The sequence below is a fragment of the Pseudonocardia sp. DR1-2 genome (genome assembly GCF_023717215.1).
In the GTDB taxonomy this organism is placed as follows: domain Bacteria; phylum Actinomycetota; class Actinomycetes; order Mycobacteriales; family Pseudonocardiaceae; genus Pseudonocardia; species Pseudonocardia alni.
In genome coordinates, this window is record NZ_JAMQOF010000010.1 from 13,413 (window position 1) to 31,887 (window position 18,475).

The 18,475-nt window shown below is 74.4% G+C and carries 18 protein-coding genes; 12 read left to right on the forward strand and 6 right to left on the reverse strand.

Translation table 11 applies throughout. The annotated features are described in order from the left end of the window. Positions 1 to 20 precede the first annotated feature (20 nt). The 3 genes from ND486_RS24855 to ND486_RS24865 all read left to right on the forward strand — a co-directional run bounded on the left by ND486_RS24855 (position 21) and on the right by ND486_RS24865 (position 2,620). Positions 21 to 1,352 (forward strand): M20/M25/M40 family metallo-hydrolase, encoded by a 1,332-nt coding sequence (locus ND486_RS24855; protein ID WP_251786812.1) that lies wholly within the window; start codon positions 21 to 23, stop codon positions 1,350 to 1,352. Between the two features lie 74 nt (positions 1,353 to 1,426). After that, positions 1,427 to 2,197: an SDR family oxidoreductase gene (locus tag ND486_RS24860; protein ID WP_251786813.1), complete on the forward strand. Its 771-nt coding sequence runs from the start codon at positions 1,427 to 1,429 to the stop codon at positions 2,195 to 2,197. Between the two features lie 45 nt (positions 2,198 to 2,242). Beyond that, complete coding sequence (locus ND486_RS24865; protein WP_251786814.1) at positions 2,243 to 2,620, forward strand: VOC family protein; 378 nt, start codon at positions 2,243 to 2,245, stop codon at positions 2,618 to 2,620. Positions 2,621 to 2,633: 13 nt separating this feature from the next. On the opposite strand, the gene ND486_RS24870 is transcribed toward ND486_RS24865, so the two are convergent. After that, positions 2,634 to 2,918: a DUF5703 family protein gene (locus ND486_RS24870; protein ID WP_062400830.1), complete on the reverse strand. Its 285-nt coding sequence runs from the start codon at positions 2,916 to 2,918 to the stop codon at positions 2,634 to 2,636. Positions 2,919 to 3,023: 105 nt separating this feature from the next. Further along, positions 3,024 to 3,971, reverse strand: a complete 948-nt coding sequence (locus tag ND486_RS24875) for an aldo/keto reductase (protein WP_208821301.1) — start codon at positions 3,969 to 3,971, stop codon at positions 3,024 to 3,026. A gap of 168 nt (positions 3,972 to 4,139) precedes the next feature. Here ND486_RS24875 and ND486_RS24880 point away from each other — a divergent pair, with 168 nt between their 5' ends. From ND486_RS24880 to ND486_RS24895, 4 genes are all read left to right on the forward strand, one after another. Then, positions 4,140 to 4,961, forward strand: coding sequence for an undecaprenyl-diphosphate phosphatase (locus tag ND486_RS24880; RefSeq protein WP_100879887.1), 822 nt, complete (start codon positions 4,140 to 4,142; stop codon positions 4,959 to 4,961). A gap of 29 nt (positions 4,962 to 4,990) precedes the next feature. Next, on the forward strand, positions 4,991 to 5,698 hold the full coding sequence (locus ND486_RS24885; protein WP_073575458.1) for a histidine phosphatase family protein: 708 nt from the start codon (positions 4,991 to 4,993) through the stop codon (positions 5,696 to 5,698). A gap of 97 nt (positions 5,699 to 5,795) precedes the next feature. Then, positions 5,796 to 6,380 (forward strand): DUF3090 domain-containing protein, encoded by a 585-nt coding sequence (locus tag ND486_RS24890; RefSeq protein ID WP_208821306.1) that lies wholly within the window; start codon positions 5,796 to 5,798, stop codon positions 6,378 to 6,380. Between the two features lie 50 nt (positions 6,381 to 6,430). Then, positions 6,431 to 7,264, forward strand: coding sequence for an SCO1664 family protein (locus ND486_RS24895; RefSeq protein WP_208821382.1), 834 nt, complete (start codon positions 6,431 to 6,433; stop codon positions 7,262 to 7,264). On the opposite strand, the gene ND486_RS24900 is transcribed toward ND486_RS24895, so the two are convergent. Next, entirely contained in the window at positions 7,261 to 9,564 is a 2,304-nt protein-coding gene (locus ND486_RS24900) for a UvrD-helicase domain-containing protein (protein WP_251786815.1), read from the reverse strand. The genes ND486_RS24895 and ND486_RS24900 overlap by 4 nt on opposite strands. Before the next feature lie 34 nt (positions 9,565 to 9,598). Beyond that, positions 9,599 to 10,423 carry a sulfite exporter TauE/SafE family protein gene (locus tag ND486_RS24905; RefSeq protein ID WP_251786816.1) on the reverse strand — a complete coding sequence of 275 codons (825 nt, stop codon included), beginning with the start codon at positions 10,421 to 10,423 and terminating at the stop codon, positions 9,599 to 9,601. 77 nt (positions 10,424 to 10,500) lie between these two features. Here ND486_RS24905 and ND486_RS24910 point away from each other — a divergent pair, with 77 nt between their 5' ends. Together ND486_RS24910 and gndA are read left to right on the forward strand one after the other, a co-directional pair. Beyond that, positions 10,501 to 11,364 carry an alpha/beta fold hydrolase gene (locus ND486_RS24910; protein ID WP_073575454.1) on the forward strand — a complete coding sequence of 288 codons (864 nt, stop codon included), beginning with the start codon at positions 10,501 to 10,503 and terminating at the stop codon, positions 11,362 to 11,364. A gap of 94 nt (positions 11,365 to 11,458) precedes the next feature. Continuing rightward, positions 11,459 to 12,895, forward strand: a complete 1,437-nt coding sequence (gene gndA, locus ND486_RS24915; protein WP_251786817.1) for an NADP-dependent phosphogluconate dehydrogenase — start codon at positions 11,459 to 11,461, stop codon at positions 12,893 to 12,895. Between the two features lie 66 nt (positions 12,896 to 12,961). Here the strand turns inward: gndA and ND486_RS24920 are convergent, their stop codons facing one another. Then, entirely contained in the window at positions 12,962 to 14,695 is a 1,734-nt protein-coding gene (locus ND486_RS24920; protein WP_251786818.1) for an MFS transporter, read from the reverse strand. 123 nt (positions 14,696 to 14,818) lie between these two features. On the opposite strand from ND486_RS24920, the gene ND486_RS24925 reads away from it, so the two are divergent. From ND486_RS24925 to ND486_RS24935, 3 genes are read left to right on the forward strand one after another with little or no spacing between them, the layout of a single operon-like run. Beyond that, positions 14,819 to 15,598, forward strand: a complete 780-nt coding sequence (locus ND486_RS24925; protein ID WP_251786819.1) for a polysaccharide deacetylase family protein — start codon at positions 14,819 to 14,821, stop codon at positions 15,596 to 15,598. 23 nt (positions 15,599 to 15,621) lie between these two features. Then, positions 15,622 to 16,785 carry a YncE family protein gene (locus ND486_RS24930; protein ID WP_251786820.1) on the forward strand — a complete coding sequence of 388 codons (1,164 nt, stop codon included), beginning with the start codon at positions 15,622 to 15,624 and terminating at the stop codon, positions 16,783 to 16,785. Continuing rightward, positions 16,782 to 17,303 carry a DUF2127 domain-containing protein gene (locus ND486_RS24935; RefSeq protein WP_251786821.1) on the forward strand — a complete coding sequence of 174 codons (522 nt, stop codon included), beginning with the start codon at positions 16,782 to 16,784 and terminating at the stop codon, positions 17,301 to 17,303. Before ND486_RS24930 ends, ND486_RS24935 begins: the two co-directional genes overlap by 4 nt. On the opposite strand, the gene ND486_RS24940 is transcribed toward ND486_RS24935, so the two are convergent. Further along, positions 17,280 to 18,443, reverse strand: a complete 1,164-nt coding sequence (locus tag ND486_RS24940) for a flavin-containing monooxygenase (protein WP_374231768.1) — start codon at positions 18,441 to 18,443, stop codon at positions 17,280 to 17,282. The two genes, ND486_RS24935 and ND486_RS24940, sit on opposite strands and share 24 nt — an antisense overlap. Between the last annotated feature and the right edge of the window lie 32 nt (positions 18,444 to 18,475).

The window sequence follows — 18,475 nt, forward strand, 5'->3', positions numbered from 1 at the left end:
CCGGTGGTAGAACGACGCCCATGACCGCTTCAGCGAACGACGACCCGAGCAGTGCCGAGGACGAGGTCGTGCAGCTGTGTTCGGAGCTGATCCGGATCGACACGACCAACACCGCCGACCCGGAGACCCTCGTCGGTGAGGCCGAGGCGGCCGACTACGTGGCGGACAAGCTGCGCGAGGTCGGCTACGACGTCGAGCTCGTCGAGTCCGGCATGCCCGGGCGGATGAACGTGATCGCCCGGCTCGAGGGCGCCGACCGCACCCGCGGTGCACTGCTGATGCACGGCCACCTCGACGTCGTCCCCGCGGACGCGGGCGAGTGGTCGGTGCACCCCTTCTCCGGGGCCGTGCAGGACGGCTACGTCTGGGGCCGCGGCGCCGTCGACATGAAGGACATGGACGCGATGATGCTGGCGGTCGCCCGCCGCTTCAAGCGCGAGGGTGTCGTGCCGCCGCGGGACATCGTGTGGGCCTTCGTCGCCGACGAGGAGGCCGGCGGGAAGTGGGGCGCGCAGTGGCTGGTCGAGCACCGGCCCGATCTCTTCGAGGGGTGCACCGAGGCCGTCGGCGAGGTCGGCGGGTTCTCGCTGACCCTCGGTGAGGACCAGCGGGCGTACCTGATCGAGGCCGCGGAGAAGGGCATCGCCTGGATGCGGCTGCGGGCCAAGGGCAAGCCCGGCCACGGCTCGTTCCTGCACGACGACAACGCCGTCACGATCCTGGCCGAGGCCGTCGCCCGGCTCGGGAACCACACCTTCCCGCTCACGATCACCGACACGGTGCAGGCGTTCCTGGACCGGATGACCGAGCTGACCGGCGTCGAGTACCCGGAGGACGACCTCGAGGGCGCCCTGGCCAAGCTCGGACCGATCTCGCGGATCATCGGCGCGACCGTGCGGGACACCGCGAACCCGACGATGCTCAACGCCGGGTACAAGGCCAACGTCATCCCGTCGACGGCCGAGGCGGTCGTCGACTGCCGGGTGCTGCCGGGCCGCGAGGAGGCGTTCCTGCGCGAGGTCGACGAGCTGCTCGGCCCGGACGTCGAGCGCGAGTGGGTCACCGACCTGCCGGCCGTCGAGACGCCGTTCGAGGGTGCGCTGACCGACGCGATGCAGGCCGCGCTGCGCACCGAGGACCCGACCGCCGAGATCGTCCCGTACATGCTGTCCGGGGGGACCGATGCGAAGGCGTTCTCGACGCTGGGCATGAAGTGCTACGGCTTCGCGCCGCTGCGGCTGCCCCCGGAGCTGGACTTCGCGTCGCTGTTCCACGGCATCGACGAGCGGGTGCCGGTGGACGCGCTGAGGTTCGGCACCCGGGTGCTCGACCGCTTCCTGCGCACGGTGTGACGGGAACGCCGGGCCCGGCCGGCCCGGCACCCCGCTCCGTGACGGCACCGGCCGCCGGGTGGCAGGGTGGCGGCATGGATCTCTCGGGCAAGGTCGCCCTGGTCACCGGAGGCGCGTCGGGCATCGGCGCGGCCGCGGTCGACCGGCTGGTGGCGGCGGGTGCGCAGGTCGTGGTCGTCGACCGGGACGCCGACGGCGCCACGGCCGTCGCGGAGAGGGCCGGTGGGCTCGCCCACGCGGCCGACGTCACCGACCCCGCGGCGATGGCCGCCGCAGTGGCCGCGGCCGAGGAGCGGTTCGGGCGGCTCGACATCGTGCTGCTCAACGCGGGCGTCACGGCGGGCCAGTCCGGCGTCGAGGACCTCGACCTGGACGGCTACCGGCGCATCCTCGGCGTGAACCTCGACCACGTGGTGTTCGGGCTCAACGCCGCCGTCCCGGCGCTGCGCCGCGCCGGGGGCGGGCACGTGGTGGCGACCGCGTCGCTGGCCGGGCTGATCGGCCTGCCCGGCGACGCGCTCTACACCGCGACCAAGCACGCCGTCGTCGGCTACGTCCGGGCCGCGGGCCCGGCGCTGGCGGGGGAGGGCATCCGGGTCACCGCCGTGTGCCCCGGGTTCGCCGACACCCCGCTGATCGGCAATGTCCGCGCCCAGTTCGGGGACTTCCCGCTGCTGGGGGCCGACGACGTCGCCGCGGCCGTCGAGCAGATCCTGGAGCGGGGCGAGCCGGGGGAGTGCTGGTACGTGCAGCCCGGCCGCGAGCCCGCGCCCTACGGCTTCCGGGGGGTGCCCAGCCCGCGCGGGGCGGGCACGCCGCCGGAGGTCGGCTGGCAGGACGCCTGAGCCGGGTCTTGACCTCGACTGCGGTGCAGGTCACATCCTGGGGGCATGGCCGAGCTGAACCACACCATCGTCCACTCCCGTGACAAGCGCGCCGGGGCGGCGTACCTGACCGAGATCCTGGGGCTGCCCGAGCCGACGTCGTTCGGGCCGTTCCGGGTCGTGCGCGTCGCGAACGGCGTCGACCTGGACTTCATGGACGCCGACCCGGCGACGATCGTCCCGCAGCACTACGCGTTCCTGGTCTCCGACGACGAGTTCGACGCCGCGTTCGCCCGGATCACCGCCCGCGGCCAGGAGTACTGGGCCGACCCCGGCGGGAGCCGTCCCGGCGAGATCAACACCCACGACGGCGGCCGGGGCGTGTACTTCGACGACCCGTCCGGGCACCGCATGGAGTTCATCACGGTGCCCTACGGCGGCTGACGGGCGGGGACCGTCAGAAGGTGGGCTCGGGCAGCAGGCCCTGCTGGGCACCGAGCCGTCGTCGCAGCACGATCTTGCGCACGCCGCCGGGGTAGAGGCGCAGCCGGGACAGTTCCCAGCCGGAGAACTCGGCCTGGATCGCCAGCCGCACCGACGCCGTCAGCCGGGAGACGTCCCCCTCGATGCGCACCGGGCGGTACTCGTACCGGTCGTCGGTCCAGCCGTCGCCGTCCCGAGTCCCGGCCACCCGATTCCCGGCGGCGGAGTCCTCCGACCCGTTCCCAGCGCCCTCGGTCATGCGTGCCTCCCGGTCGTGCCGTGCTCGTCGGTGCCCACCGGATGAACGGCGGGTGTCGCGTCGGGCATTCCCACTGTAAAGGGCACCCGGGCCGGCGGGGGAGGCTCAGACGGGGTCGCTCACGTCGTCGAGCGCGGTGCGGATCTCGGCTGGCAGCACGAGGTCCTCGGCTGCGAGCGAGGCCCGCAGCTGGGCCGCGTCCCGCGCCCCGACGACGGCCGAGGCGACCCCCGGGCGGTCCCGCACCCAGGTCAGCGCCACCGACAGCGGCGAGGTGCCGAGCCCGTCGGCGGCGGTGAGGACCGACTGGACGATCCGCGCCGAGTGCTCGGTGCGGCGCGCCTCCACGTACGAGGCCAGCAGCGCGCTCGCGCCCCGCGAGTCCGCCGGCGTGCCGTCGGTGTACTTGCCCGTCAGCACTCCCCGGCCCAGCGGGGCCCAGGCCAGCAGCCCGAGGCCGTGGTGCCGGGCGGCGGGCAGGAGCTCGGCCTCCGGTTCCCGGGCGAGCAGCGAGTACTCCACCTGCGCCGACACCGGACGGCAGACGGCCGGGTCGGGCCCGGCGGTGGCGCCACCCGCGACGGTCGCCAGCTGCCAGCCGGCCGGGGCGACCAGCCCGGCGTAGCGCACCCGTCCGGAGTAGACGGCGACCTGCACCGCGGACAGCGTCTCGTCCAGCGGCACCCGGGGGTCCCAGCCGGGGAACTGCCACAGGTCCAGGTGCTCGGTGCCCAGCCGGCGCAGCGTGCGGTCCAGTGAGCGCAGCAGCGCGGTCCGCGAGGCCCGTTCACCCGCGTCGGGGGCGGCCGTGCCGCGCCCGGCGAGGACGACGTCGTCGCGACGCACGGTGCCCCGCAGCAGCCCGCCGAGCACCTGCTGGGCGGCGCCGCCGCCGTAGTCCTCGGCGGTCTCGACGAGGGTCCCGCCGACGTCGACGAACGCGCGCAGCTGGTCCGCGGCGTCGGCCGGGGAGGTGTCCTCGCCCCAGGTCATGGTGCCCAGGCCGACCCGCGACACCTCGAGGCCGCTGCCGCCCACCGGTCTGCGTTGCACGGTCGTCGAGCCTAGGCGCGCGCGCCCGCGGGACCGGTGAGGGCGCGCAGAGTGACCCCCGTCTCGGCGAGTACGGTGACGGCCCGTGATCAACCAGGAGCCGAGCCGCCAGGACCGGACGACCCCGGACCGGAGCACGCCGGGCCGCGGCCGCGACGGGAGCCGCTCGTGAGCTGGCTCGAGGTCGTCGTCCTCGGGATCGTCCAGGGGCTCACCGAGTTCCTCCCGGTGTCCTCCTCGGCGCACCTGCGGATCGTCTCGGCGGTCGGTTTCGGCGGGGACCCGGGGGCGGCGTTCACCGCCGTCTCCCAGCTCGGCACCGAGGCCGCGGTGATCGTCTACTTCGCCAAGGACATCTGGCACCTGTTCCTCACCTGGGTGCGCGGGTTCCGCGACGCGGAGGTCCGCGCCACCGACGACTACCGGCTGGCCTGGCTGGTCATCATCGGGTCGGTCCCGATCGCCGTGCTCGGGGTGCTGTTCAAGGACCAGATCGAGGGCGTCGCCCGGAACCTCTGGCTGGTCGCGACCACGCTGATCGTGTTCGGTGTCCTGCTCGGCCTGGCCGAGCGCTTCGGCAAGCAGGTCAAGCCGGTCGAACGGATCACCGTCAAGGACGGCATCCTGCTCGGCTTCGCCCAGGCCATGGCGCTGATCCCGGGCGTCTCGCGGTCCGGCGGCACGATCACCGCCGGCCTGTTCCTGGGGCTGACCCGGCCCGCGATCGTCCGGTACTCGTTCCTGCTGGCGATCCCGTCGGTGTTCGGTGCCGGCCTGTTCACGCTGCCCGACGTGTTCGCCGGCGACGGCCCGTCCGGGGCGCAGATGCTCGTGGCGGTGGTGGTCGCGTTCGTCGTCGGCTACGCGGTGATCGCGTGGCTGCTCCGGTTCGTGCAGAACAACACCGTCTACGTGTTCGTCGCCTACCGGATCGCGCTGGGTGTCGCCCTGCTCGCCGCCCTGTCGCTCGGCGCGGTCAGCGCGTACTGACCGCCGTCACTCCCGTAGCCTCGGTCGGCGTGACGACCTTGATCCTGCTGCGGCACGGCCGGTCCACCGCGAACACCGCGGGCGTGCTGGCCGGGCGCACCCCGGGCGTGGAGCTCGACGACCGCGGCCGGGAGCAGGCGGCGGCGGTCGTCGACCGGCTCGCGGCCCTGCCGATCGCCTCGGTCGTGACCTCCCCGCTGGAGCGGTGCCGCCAGACCGTCGCGCCGCTCGCGGCGGCCCGCGGCCTGGAGCCGGTCGTCGAGGACGACCTGGCCGAGGTCGACTACGGCGCGTGGACCGGGCGGAAGATCACCGACCTGCTCAAGGAGGACCTGTGGAAGGTCGTCCAGGCGCACCCGTCCGCGGCGACCTTCCCGGACGGCGAGTCCCTGGCCGGGATGCAGGCCCGCTCGGTCGCGGCGGTGCGTCGCCACGTCGCCCGGGTCCGGGCCGAGCACGGCGAGGACGCGATCGTCCTGGCCTGCAGCCACGGTGACGTGATCAAGGCGATCCTCGCCGACGCGCTGGCCAGCCACCTCGACAACTTCCAGCGGATCGTCGTCGACACCTGCTCGGTGAGCGTCGTCACCTACACCGAGCTGCGGCCGTTCGTCGCGCGGATGAACGAGCAGTCCGGCGACGTCGCGAGCCTGGTCCCCAAGCCGAAGCCCGCCGAGGGCGAGGAGCAGCCGGTGAACGCCTCCGACGCCGTGGTCGGGGGTTCCACGAACGCGTGAGGCGGGGTGATCCACCTCGCATCGTCCCAGGTGGACGCACCCACAGGTGACCGCGGGGATGCCCCCGCAGCCGGATACGCCTACCCTGGGAAGGGTCATGGCACGCGTCATCCACGTCTTCCGCCGACCCGACCGCTTCGTGGCCGGGACCGTCGGCGAGCCCGGCGATCGCGCCTTCTACCTGCAGGCGATCGAGAGCAGCCGCACGATCAGTGTGCTGCTGGAGAAACAGCAGGTCTCGGTGCTGGCCGAACGCATCACGGCGCTGCTGGGCGAGGTGTCCAAGCGCTTCGGCGAGGACAACCTGCTCGGCGCGACCGTGACCACGGGGTCCTCGGACAACGACCCGCTCGCGGTCCCGCTGGAGGAGGAGTTCCGGGTCGGGACGATGGGCCTGGGCTGGGACGCCGACTCGAGCTCGATCGTCGTCGAGCTGCTCGCGGTCACCGAGGAGGAGATCGACGAGTCGGTCGTCCTCGACGACACCGAGGAGGGCCCGGACGCGCTGCGCGTGTTCCTGTCCCCGACGGCGGCGAAGGCCTTCGCCGAGCGCGCCGAGAAGGTCGTCGACGCCGGCCGTGCCCCGTGCCCGTTGTGTGCCGAGCCGCTCGACCCGGCGGGCCACGTCTGCGTGCGCCTCAACGGCTATCACGACCGCAACCCCGTGGCCGGGACGGAGTGACGCTCGACCTGCGCGACCCCGCGGTGTTCGAGGTCCTGCGCACCGGCCGCATGGACATCACCGGCCGGATGGTCGACGCCTCCAACGCCACCCTGTTCGGCACCGTCTCCCTCGACGGCGTCGAGCTGCGCTGCGTGTACAAGCCGGTGCGCGGGGAGCGCCCGCTGTGGGACTTCCCGGACGGCACCCTCGCCGGGCGCGAGGTCGGTGCCTTCCTCGTCTCCCAGATCTCCGGGCTCGACGTCGTCCCGCCCACGGTGCTGCGCGACCAGGCCCCGTTCGGGACCGGCATGGTGCAGGCCTGGGTCTCCTCGGGTGACGAGAGCGCCCTGTCCGAGCCGCCCGCCGACGGCGCGGGCGACGAGCTGGACGGCGACATCACCGAGGAGACCGTCCAGCTCGCCACCGAGTCGCTGGTCGAGCTGTGCGAGCCGCACGAGATCCCCGGCGGCTGGCTGCCGGTGCTCCGTGCCCGGGACGGCGCGGGAGACCCGGTGGTGCTGGTCCACGCCGACCACCCGCAGCTGCGGGACATGGCGCTGTTCGACGTCGTCGTCAACAACGCCGACCGCAAGGGCGGGCACGTGATCCTCGCCGGGGACGGCGACGTCTACGGCGTGGACCACGGCCTGACCCTGCACACCGAGCCGAAGCTGCGCACCGTCCTGTGGGGCTGGGTCGGGGACGAGCTCGGCGAGGAGCACACGGCCGTCCTCAAGGAGCTGCGCGCCCGGCTGGCGGGCGAGTTCGCCGACGTCCTCGGCGAGCACGTCACCCGCCGCGAGGTCGCGGCGCTGCGCTCCCGGATCGACCACCTGCTCGCCGAGCCGCGCTTCCCCGGCCCGGACGGCTACGGCCCGGCCATCCCCTGGCCGGCGTTCTAGCCGGTCACCTCCAGGAGCCCGAGCCGCTGCGTCGCGCGGGTCATCGCGACGTAGAGGTCCGCCGGGTCGGCCGCCCGGATCCGCTCCGGGTCGACGATCACGACGGCGTCGAACTCCAGGCCCTTCGACGACACCGGGGTGTGCACCGGCACGCCGGGTGACCCCAGGTCGGTGCCGGGCGGGGCGATGACGGTGACCGTCCCGTCGGCGGTGCGGGCCCGCTCGTCGTCGACGGCGGCGCGGACCGCGGCGCGGAGCTCCCCGGCCGGGACCGTGCGCGTCCACGGCTGCTCACCGGTGCTGCGCACCGACTCCGGCGGGCGCCGGTCCGGGGCGTAGGTCGCCAGCACCCGCGCGGCGGCGTCCATGATCTCCGACGGCGTCCGGTAGTTCACCGTCAGCGTGCGGTGCGTCCAGCGTCCGGCCAGGTGCGGGGCGAGCACGTCGGCCCAGGCCCGGGCGCCGGCCGGGGCGCTGCGCTGGGCGAGGTCGCCGACCGCGGTGATCGACCGCGCCGGGCAGCGCCGCAGCAGCACGTGCCAGTCCATCGCGGACAGCTCCTGCGCCTCGTCGACGACGAGGTGCCCGTAGCGCCAGTCCCGGTCCGACGCCGCGCGCTCGGCCACGGTCAGCGGCACCCCGGCGACGTGCCGCTGCGCGAGCATGTCCGCGGTCACGAAGTCGGTGGGCCGCAGCTCGTCCGGGTCCTCCCCGGCGAGCGACCGGTCCGCGGACTCCAGCACGGTCAGCACCTCGGCGGCGTAGGCGCTGTCCGGCTCCGGTGCCGCGGCGGGTGTCCCGTCCGGGACCGGGCCGAGGAGCTCGGCGAGCTCGTCGAGCAGCGGCGCGTCGGCCACGGTCCACGGCGTGCCCGGTTCCCGCCGCAGCGACTCCGGAGCGCCCGCGGCGGCCAGCCGGCCCGGGTCGGCGTACAGCTCGGCCAGGGCCCGCTGCGGGGTCAGCACCGGCCACAGCTGCTCGACGGCCGCGTGGAACCGGGGGTCGGTGCGCAGCGCGTCGCGCAGCTCGGCCCGCATCTCGGCCGACACCTCGGCCGCCCCGGCGGGCTCGATCTCCGGGATGTCCAGCCCCGCCAGCAGCTCCGCGAGCTCCGGCGGGTCCTCCAGACCGACCTCGAGCCGCTCCAGCCCCTGGTCGACGAGCAGCCGCCCGAGGGTGTCGCGGAACGTGGCGCGGGCGGTGTTGTGCGGCTGCCCGGTGGCGCGGGCCCGGCGGCGCGCCTCGGCGGCCAGCGTCGTGTCGATCTCGACGGTGACGTCGTCCATCCCGATCGCGACCGGTGCCCCGGGCAGCTCCTGGCGGTCGTCGACGGCGCGGCGCAGCACGTCGACCATCGCGAGGTCGCCCTTGAGCCGGGCCGTCCCCGGCGGGTCGGTCGCGTCGGCGACGACGCCGTGCGCGAGGCGTCCCGGGGTGGTGAACACGACCGCGGACTCGCCGAGCGCGGGCAGCACACCGCCGACGTAGTGCACGAAACCCGCACTCGGCCCGACGACGAGCACGCCGCTGCGGGCGAGCCGGTCACGGTGGGTGTAGAGCAGGTACGCGATCCGGTGCAGCGCGACGGCGGTCTTGCCCGTCCCGGGGCCGCCCTCGATCACGACGGTGCCCGGCAGCGGCAGCCGGATGATCTCGTCCTGCTCGGACTGGATCGTCGTGACGATGTCGCGCATGCGGGTCCCGCGCGGCGCGGTGAGGGCGGCGAGGAGCGCGGGGTCCGACGCCGACACGGTCCCGGTGCCGGGCCCGTCGCCGTCGAGGAGGTCGTCGTGGAAGCCGGCGACCCGCTCGTGCGGGGCGGTGCCGGCGACGGTGTAGTGCCGGCGCCGGGTCACCCCGAGCGGGGTGACCGGGGTGGCGCAGTAGAACGGCTGCGCGGCCGGGGCCCGCCAGTCGACCAGCGCGCTCTCGCCGTCGGCCGGGTCCGTCAGCCCGATCCGGCCGACCCGGGTCGGGGCGGCCCCGTCGACGTGGTCGAGACGCCCGAAGCAGAGTCCCGCGCGGGCCGCGGTGAGGGTGCGCACCCGCTCCGAGGCGCGGTGCACCGACACGTCGCGTTCCCAGCGGGCGCTGAGCTGCTCCCCGGCGCGCTCGGCGGCGGCGCCCCGGGCCTGCGCCCCCGCCGCGGCGAGCTCGTCGTCGAGCAGGGCGTGCAGCCCGCGGAGGTGCCGGGTCTCGCGGGTCAGCTCCGCCTCGTAGGAGGAGTCGGTGGTCGCCGGGGCCTTGCCATCCGTGTTATAGTGAGATTGCAGGGTTACGTCCTCGTGTTCTGCGCGCACCCCACAGGGTAGCCCGATCTCGCCCCCTGTGCACTCATCTCCGTCGTCGGCGGACCAGTCCGACCGTCTCGCGCAGCGCCATCGCCGTCGCGAACGTGCCGAACACCAGCCCCAGCACGACCGCGTCGAGCGCCAGGCCGAGGAACGCGCCCGCCACCGTGCCCGGTGCGGCGGTCACCGCCAGCACCGTGCCCCACCTCCCGGACGCAGTGCCCTGACGCAGGTGCACGACCGTCCCGACGATCGAGTTCGGGATGAACATCAGCAGCGACGTCCCGGCCGCGACGTGCAGGTCCGTGCCGAACAGCAGCACCATCGCCGGCACCGCGAGCAGCCCGCCACCGAGTCCCATCGCACCCGCCCAGGCGCCGATGACCAGGCCGACCACCGTCGCCGTCGGGTACAGGAACCAGGGATCGGCGACCAGCGACGCCGGCACCACCGCCCCGCCGAGCAGCGGCACGCCCAGCGCGTCGACGAGCAGCTTCGCCGCCGTCAGCACCAGTACGGCCACCAGCAGCACCCGCAGCAGCGTCTCCGACGCGCGCGCCAGCAGCTTCGGCCCGATCCACCCGCCGACCGTGCCACCGACGATCAGCCCGGCGCCGGTCCGCAGGTCCAGCGACCCGCCGCCGAGCGCGTAGGCGGCCGCACCGGCGACGCAGACCCCGATGTTCGCGATCGTCGACGAGCCGTGGATCCGGGCCCGCGACATCGCGGTGAACCGGTCGAGCGCGGGCACGAACAGCACTCCGCTGCCGCCGCCGATCAGCCCGCCGACCACGCCGCCGATCAGGCCGATCACGCCCACCGGCACGGCCCGGCCGTCCCGGTCCGTGTCGGGGGAGAGGCGGACCATCGGGCCAGTGTCACCCCGACGGCGGTCCCGCCGTGCGCGGCGTCCCAGCGGGCGGGAACCGGGGATACGGTCGGCCCATGACCCTCCCGGCCCCGCAGCGGATCACCGTCCCCGGCACGACCCTGCCCGAGATCACCCTGTCCGTGCACGACACCGGCGGCGACGGCAGCCCCGTCCTGCTGCTGCACGGCTGGCCGGACCGGGCCGCCCTGTGGACCCACCAGGCCGCCGCGCTCGCCGGGGCCGGGTACCGCGTCGTCGTCCCGGACCTGCGCGGCTTCGGGGACTCCGACCGGCCCGCCGAGGTCGAGCACTACCGGATGCGGGCCCTGGCCGCCGACGTCCTCGGCGTCGCGGACGCGCTCGGCATCGACCGGTTCGCCCTCGCCGGGCACGACTGGGGCGCCTCCCTCGGCTGGGCCCTCACCCTCGCCTCGCCGCGGGTGACCCGCTACGCCGCGTTCTCCGTCGGGCATCCCGCCGCGTTCGCCACCGCGGGGTTCCGGCAGAAGGCGATGTCCTGGTACATGCTCTGGTTCCAGTTCCCCGGCGTCGCCGAGCAGGTGATGCCGGCCGACGACTGGCAGTTCCTGCGCGGCTGGCTGCACGCGACGCTGCCCGAGGGGCACCCGATGGCCGCCCGCCAGCTCGCCGACCTGTCCCGGCCGGGCGCCCTGACGGCGTCGCTGAACTGGTACCGCGCCAACATCGACCCGGCCACGTTCGTGCCCACCACGATCCCGCAGCCCCCGCGGATCACGGTGCCGACGATGGGGGTGTGGAGCGACGGCGACCTCGCGCTCACCGAGGGGCAGATGCGGGGTTCCTCGGCGTACGTCGACGACTTCCGCTTCGAGCGCGTCGAGGGCTGCGGGCACTGGATCCCGGAGGAGGCGCCGGAGACCGCGAGCGCCCTGCTGGCCGACTTCCTCGCGGGGTGACCGAGGGGACACGCGCCCCTCGCTGCGCCGCCGGGGGCCGCGGGCCAGGATGGGGCGGGTACAGCGGCGTCGGAACGACACGGAGGAAGCACTGATGGCGGAGAAGAGCCGGATCGGGGTCACCGGGCTGGCGGTGATGGGGGCGAACCTCGCCCGCAACATGGCCCGCCGTGGCTTCCCGGTGGCGGTGCACAACCGCACCACCTCGAAGACGACCGAGTTCATGAAGGACTACGGCGACGAGGGTGCCTTCACCGGCACCGAGTCGCTGCAGGAGTTCGTCGACGCGCTGGAGACCCCGCGCAAGATCGTCGTCATGGTGAAGGCGGGCAAGCCGGTCGACGCCGTCATCGACGAGCTGGCCCCGCTGCTCGACTCCGGCGACATCATCATCGACGCCGGCAACTCGCACTTCCCCGACACCGACCGTCGCGCCGCGTACTGCGAGGAGCGGGGCCTGCGGTTCATGGGGATCGGCGTGTCCGGCGGCGAGGAGGGCGCACTCAACGGGCCGAGCATCATGCCCGGCGGACCGCAGGAGGCCTACGGCGAGGTCGAGGAGATCCTCACCGCGATCGCCGCGAACGTCGACGGCACCCCGTGCTGCACCCACGTCGGCCCCGGCGGCGCCGGGCACTACGTGAAGATGGTGCACAACGGCATCGAGTACGCCGACATCCAGCTCATCGCCGAGGCCTACGACCTGCTCACGCACGTCGCCGGGCTGTCCGCGCCGGAGATCGGCACGATCTTCGAGGAGTGGAACTCGGGGGACCTCGAGTCCTTCCTCATCGAGATCACCGGCATCGTGCTGGCCAAGACCGATGAGAAGACCGGGAAGCCGCTCGTCGACGTCATCGTCGACCAGGCCGAGCAGAAGGGCACCGGCCGCTGGACGGCCATCGACGCGCTCGACCTCGGCGTCCCGCTGACCGGCATCACCGAGGCCGTGTTCGCCCGCACGCTGTCCAACCTGCGCGACGAGCGCCGGGAGGCCTCGACCACGCTGGGCGGCCCGACCCCGGGCTCGGGGAAGAACCGCGACGAGCTCGTCGAGGACATCCGCCAGGCCCTCTACGCGTCCAAGGTCGTCGCCTACGCCCAGGGCTTCGCGCAGATGCGCGCCGCCTCGCAGGCCAACGACTGGGACCTCGACCTCGGCGCGATGGCCCGGATCTGGCGCGGTGGCTGCATCATCCGCGCCCAGTTCCTCAACCGGATCACCGAGGCCTACGAGTCCCACCCGGACCTGGACAACCTGCTGATGGTCCCGTACTTCACCGAGGCCGTCGCGAACGCACAGGACGCGTGGCGCCGGGTCGTGGTGACCGCGACCGAGCAGGGCGTGGCGATCCCCGCGTTCTCCTCCAGCCTGTCCTACTACGACGGCTACCGTCGCGAGCGCGGCCCGGCCAACCTCATCCAGGGGCTGCGCGACTACTTCGGCGCGCACACCTACGCGCGCACCGACGCCGACGGCAAGTTCCACACCCGCTGGAGCCAGGACGGCAGCGAGGTCGCCGCGGACTGACCCCCGCGCCGTGACACCCCGGCCCCGGCACCATGGGGCCGGGGCCGCGGTGTGCCGGGCGGGCCCTCAGCCGCGGGTCGCCGCCGGCCGCGCCGCGCCGGACGCGTCGCCGTCGGTCGCCACGGGCCCGTCGACGTGGTGGTACTTCCCGCCGCGCAGTGCGCTCGCCACCGCGGCGACCAGGCAGGCGACGGCGGCGAACCCGAGCGCGAAGGTCAGCCCGTCGGCGAACGGGCCGGAGATCAGCTGCGGGAAGAACTCCCGTCCGGTCAGGTACGCCGACTGTGCGGGCGCCAGCGCGCCGAGGACCTGCGGGCCGAGCAACGTCGCGATCGGGTTGTAGCCCAGCAGCGCCGCGAACAGGATCCCGACCGGCGGCAGCGCCGCGACCCGGTCCGCCGCGAGCTCCGGCACGCCCTGGGCCATGAGCCCGCCGTGCAGCGACGTGGGCAGCGTCGTCGACAGGCCCGCGATGAGCAGCGAGAAGAACACCCCGATCGACAGCACCGTCGCCGCGTTCTGGAAGGTCGAGGTCATGCCGGCCCCGGCGCCACGCTGGTGCGCGGGCAGCGAGTTCATGATCGCCGCCCGGTTCGGGGAGCTGAACAGGCCCATCGCCAGGCCGTTGAGCGCCAGCAGCAGCGCGAACGCCCGGTAGTCGAAGTCCACCGGCAGCGCCAGCAGCGCGAGGAACGTCGCGGCCGCACCGAGCATCCCGACGGTGGCGAAGGCGCGGGCGCCGTAGCGGTCGGACAGGATGCCCGACACCGGCCCGGCGACGAGGAACCCGATCGTCAGCGGGACCATGTAGATGCCGGCCCACAGGGGCGTCGTCTCGAACGGGAAGCCGTGCTCGGGCAGCCAGATGCCCTGCAGCCAGATGATCAGGATGAACTGCAGCCCGCCGCGGCCGAGCGCGGCCAGCAGGCTCGCGATGTTGCCCGCGGTGAACGCGCGGATCGAGAACAGCGAGACGTGGAACATCGGCTCGGGCACCCGGCGCTCGATCCAGGTGAACAACGCCAGCACCGCGATCCCGCCGAGGATCAGGCCGAGGACGAGCGGGCTGGTCCAGCCCATGACGTCGTCGCCGTAGGGCTGGATGCCGTAGGTGATGCCCATCAGGACGGCGACGAGCCCGACCGCGAACGTCAGGTTGCCCCACCAGTCGATCCGCGCCGCGCGGCGGGCGCCGGTGTCGCGGAGCCGGGCGTAGGCCCAGATCGTGCCGAACACCCCGACCGGGACCGACACCAGGAACACCAGGTGCCAGTTCACCGGGGCGAGCACCCCGCCGACGACCAGTCCGAGGAACGAGCCGGCGATCGCCGCGACGGAGTTGATCCCGAGCGCGAGACCACGCTGGTGCACCGGGAAGGCGTCGGTCAGGATCGCGGTGGAGTTGGCGAGCAGCAGCGCCCCGCCGACACCCTGCAGCACCCGCATCGTGATCAGCCAGACCGCGCCGGCGTCGCCCTGCATCCAGGTGGCGGCCAGCAGCACCGAGAACACCGTGAAGACGGCGAAGCCCAGGTTGTACATCCGGGTGCGGCCGTACATGTCGCCGAGCCGGCCGAAGCTGACCACCAGCACCGCCGTGACCACCAGGTACCCCATGATCAGCCACAGCAGGTAGTCGATGTTGTCCGGCGCCAGCGGGTCGATCCCGATGCCGCGGAAGATGTCCGGCAGCGCGATCAGCAGGATCGACATGTTGATCGTCACGATCAGCACGCCCATCGTGGTGTTCGACAGTGCGACCCACTTGTACCGGTCGGCCGGTCCCGATTTGTTGAGCATCGCTAATAACTGTAGCTCTCCGGTGCGTGTTCGCGCCACGGTCTCGCCCGGCTCGTCCGGTCCGTCCCGATCCTCCCTCGGGTAAAGGATTTCCCAGGTCGGACGGGGTCTACAGTCCGCGGCGTGAGGTGGCGAGGGGTGGAGCCGTCCGCCGGGACGACCCGGCGCGAGGTGCTGCGCGCGGCGGCCGCCGCAGCCCTGCTCGCCGCGACGGGCGGGTGCTCCACGGCATCCCCGCCGCCGTCCCCGGTGCCCGGCGCCCCGTCCGCTCCGCCGACCACCACACCCGCCCCGGACCCGGCCGGGACCGAGGTCGCGCACGCCGGCACCGGGCGCCCCGAGCTGGCGCTCACCTTCCACGGCGCCGGCGAGGTCGACCTGGCCCGCCGGGTGCTCACGCTGCTGCACGAGCGGGGCGCCGCGGTGACCGTGCTCGCCGTCGGGACCTGGCTCGCCGACAGCCCGGACGCCGCCCGGATCGTCACCGGGCTCGGCCACGAGATCGGCAACCACACCTGGTCCCACGGCGACGTCGACGGCCTCGGCGAGGCCGCCGCCCGCGTCGAGATCGAGCGCTGCCGGGACGTGATCGCGGCGGCCACCGGCGGGCCCGGGGCGTTCTTCCGGCCCTCGCAGGCCCAGCACGCGACCCCGCTGCTGCGCCGCCTCGCCGCCGACGCGGGCTACCCGGTGACCCTGTCCTACGACGTCGACTCCCGCGACTTCACCGACCCCGGACCGGCCGCCGTCGCCGCCCGGGTGCGGACGGCCGGGCCCGGCAGCGTCGTGAGCATGCACCTGGGCCACCCCGGCACGCTCGCCGCGCTGCCCGCCGTCCTCGACGACCTCGACGCCCGCGGCCTGCGCGCGGTCACCGCGACCCGCCTGCTGGCCCCGGCATGACCCGCCCACCCCGGAGGGACCCCGTGTGCCGCCCGCTGTACGTCCTGCTGGCCCTCGCCGCGCTCGCGGCGGGCTGCTCCGGCCCCGCGCCCACGACCCCCGGGGCGTCCCCGGCCCCGTCGGCCGCGCAGGCCGCGCCGGCGCAGGCCGGGCTGCCCGGCATGCCCCCGGTGACCGACCCCGGCAACGTCGACGCCGCCGCCGGCGCGAACATGCTCTCCGACGCCGCCCGTGCGGCGAAGCCGCTGGTCTACGTCCCGCACACGAAGTCGGGGGAGGTCCGGGTGATCGACCCGGGGACCTTCGCCACGGTCGGCACCTACCGCCTCGGCGGGGAGCTGCAGCACGTCGTCCCGGCGTGGGACATGCAGACCCTCTACGCCACCGACGACACCACGAACAAGATCACCCCGTTCGACCCGCGCACCGGGCTGCCGGGCCGGAACATCCCGGTCGAGGACCCCTACAACATGTACTTCACCCCGGACGGGGCCTCGGCGATCTCGGTCGCGGAGGCCCGCCGGGAGCTGGTCCTCTACGACCCGCACACCTGGGCCCGCCGGGCCGAGATCCCGACCCCCGACTGCGCGGGCATCGACCACGCCGACTTCACCCCCGACGGCCGGACCGCGGTGTTCACCTGCGAGTTCGCCGGCCGCGTCGCCGTCGTCGACATCCCGGGACGACGGCTGCTGCGGATGGTCGACATGCCGGTGCGGCACACCATGATGGGCCCGCAGGACATCAAGCTCGCCCCGGACGGCTCGGTGTTCTACATCGCCGACTCCGAGGAGAACGGCGTCTGGGTGCTCGACGGCGCCGCCACCCGCGTGCTGCGCGAGATCCCGACCGGCGCCGGCGCGCACGGGCTCTACCTCTCCCGCGACGCCCGCGACCTCTACGTCACCAACCGGCACGACGGCAGCGTCTCGGTGCTGGACTCCCGCACCGGGGCGACGAAGGCGCTCTGGCGGATCCCCGGGAAGGCGAGTCCCGACATGGGTAACGTCTCGGCCGACGGCCGGACCCTGTGGTTGTCCGGGCGCTACGACCGGGAGGTGTACGTGCTCTCCACCGACGACGGGCACCTGATCCGGCGGATCCCGGTCGGTGACGGCCCGCACGGGCTGTGCGTGTGGCCGCAGCCCGGCCGCTACTCCCTCGGCCACACCGGGATCACCCGGTGACCGCCGGACCGACGGCGACGACGACCTCGGCCCGCCGGACCGAGCAGCTGTTCCGCGTCGCCCTGGTCGTGAAGGGCATCGACGGGGCGGCGGAGCTGCTGGGCGCCGTCGCGCTGGTGCTGGTGTCGGGGGACTGGCTGCACCGGGTCGTCGCGCAGATCCTCGCCCGCGACCTGATCGGTCCGCCGGACGGCACCCTGGCCCGGCACCTGACCGAGGGCGTCGACCGCTTCGCCGGCGGGGACCGCACCTTCGTCATCGTCTACCTCGGGCTGCACGGCGTGCTCAAGCTCGGCCTGGTCGCGGCGCTGCTGACCCGCTGGCGACCCGCCTACCCGCCCGCGGTGGTGATCCTGGCGGTGTTCGTCGTGTACGAGCTGGTCCACGCCTGGCACACGCACTCCGTCGTGCTGCCGTTCCTCGCCGCGCTCGACCTCGCGATCATCGTGATGGTGATCCGCGAGTACCGGCTGCTCGGCCGGGAGGCCGCCGACTCAGGCGCCGGCCGCGACCGGTAGCCGCTCCAGGACCGCGCGCGCCGCGGCGCGACCGGCCCGGTCGGCGCCGATCGTGCTCGCCGAGGGGCCGTAGCCGACCAGGTGCACCCGTGGGTCGGCGACGACGCCGGTGTCGCGCGGCCCGCCCATGACGATCCCGCCGCCCGGTCCGCGCAGCCGCAGCGGGGCGAGGTGGCCCAGCGCGGGCCGCCAGCCGGTCGCCCACAGCAGCACGTCCGCGGGCTCGCGGGTGCCGTCGGACCACTCCACCCCGTCCGGCACGACCCGGGTGAACATCGGCCTGCGCGCCAGCACCCCGCTCGCGATCCCGGCCCGCACCCCGGGCGTGAGCCCCAGCCCGGTCACGCCGACGACGCTGCGTGGCGGCAGCCCGGCCCGGACCCGCTCCTCGACCCGGGCGACGGCGGCGCGCCCCTGCTCGGGCCCGAACGGCGTGCTGTGCCACTCGGGCTCCCGGCGGGTGACCCAGGTCGTCGCAGCGGCGTACGGGGCGATCTCCAGCAGCAGCTGCACCGCGGTGATCCCGCCGCCGACCACGACGACCCGCCGGCCGGCCATGGCCTCGGGACCCGGGTACCCACGGGCGTGCAGGCTCGTGCCCCGGAACGTCGCGAGGCCCGGGTAGGCGGGGACGAACGGGCGGGTCCAGGTGCCGGTGGCGTTGATCAGGTGGTCGGCGACCCAGGTGCCGCGGTCGGTGCCGACGGTCAGCGACCCGCCGGTGTCGACGGCCGGCGGCCCGCCGGCGTCGGCGTCCGGCGACCCGCCGGTGTCGGACACCCGGTGGACGTGCACCGGGCGCACGACCCGCAGGTCCAGCTCGCGTTCGATGCGCCCGAAGTAGGCCGGGACGGCGTCGCGCGCGGGGAGGTCCGGGTCGGCTCCGGGGTCGTCGAACCCGGAGCGGACCCCGGCGACGTCGTGGATGCCGTTCACCGTGCGCATCCGCAGCGTCGGCCAGCGGTGCCGCCCCGCGCCGCCGGGGCCGTCCTCGCCGTCGAGCACGACGAAACCGGGGCCCGGCTCCAGCCCGCCGCGCCGCAGCCCGGCCGCCGCCGACAGGCCCGCCTGGCCCGCGCCGATCACCACGACCCCGGTCCGCTCCACACCCGGGCCAACGCCCCGGCCGCACACGGTCATCCCGCGGCGAGCACCGGTTGCGGAGCATCACG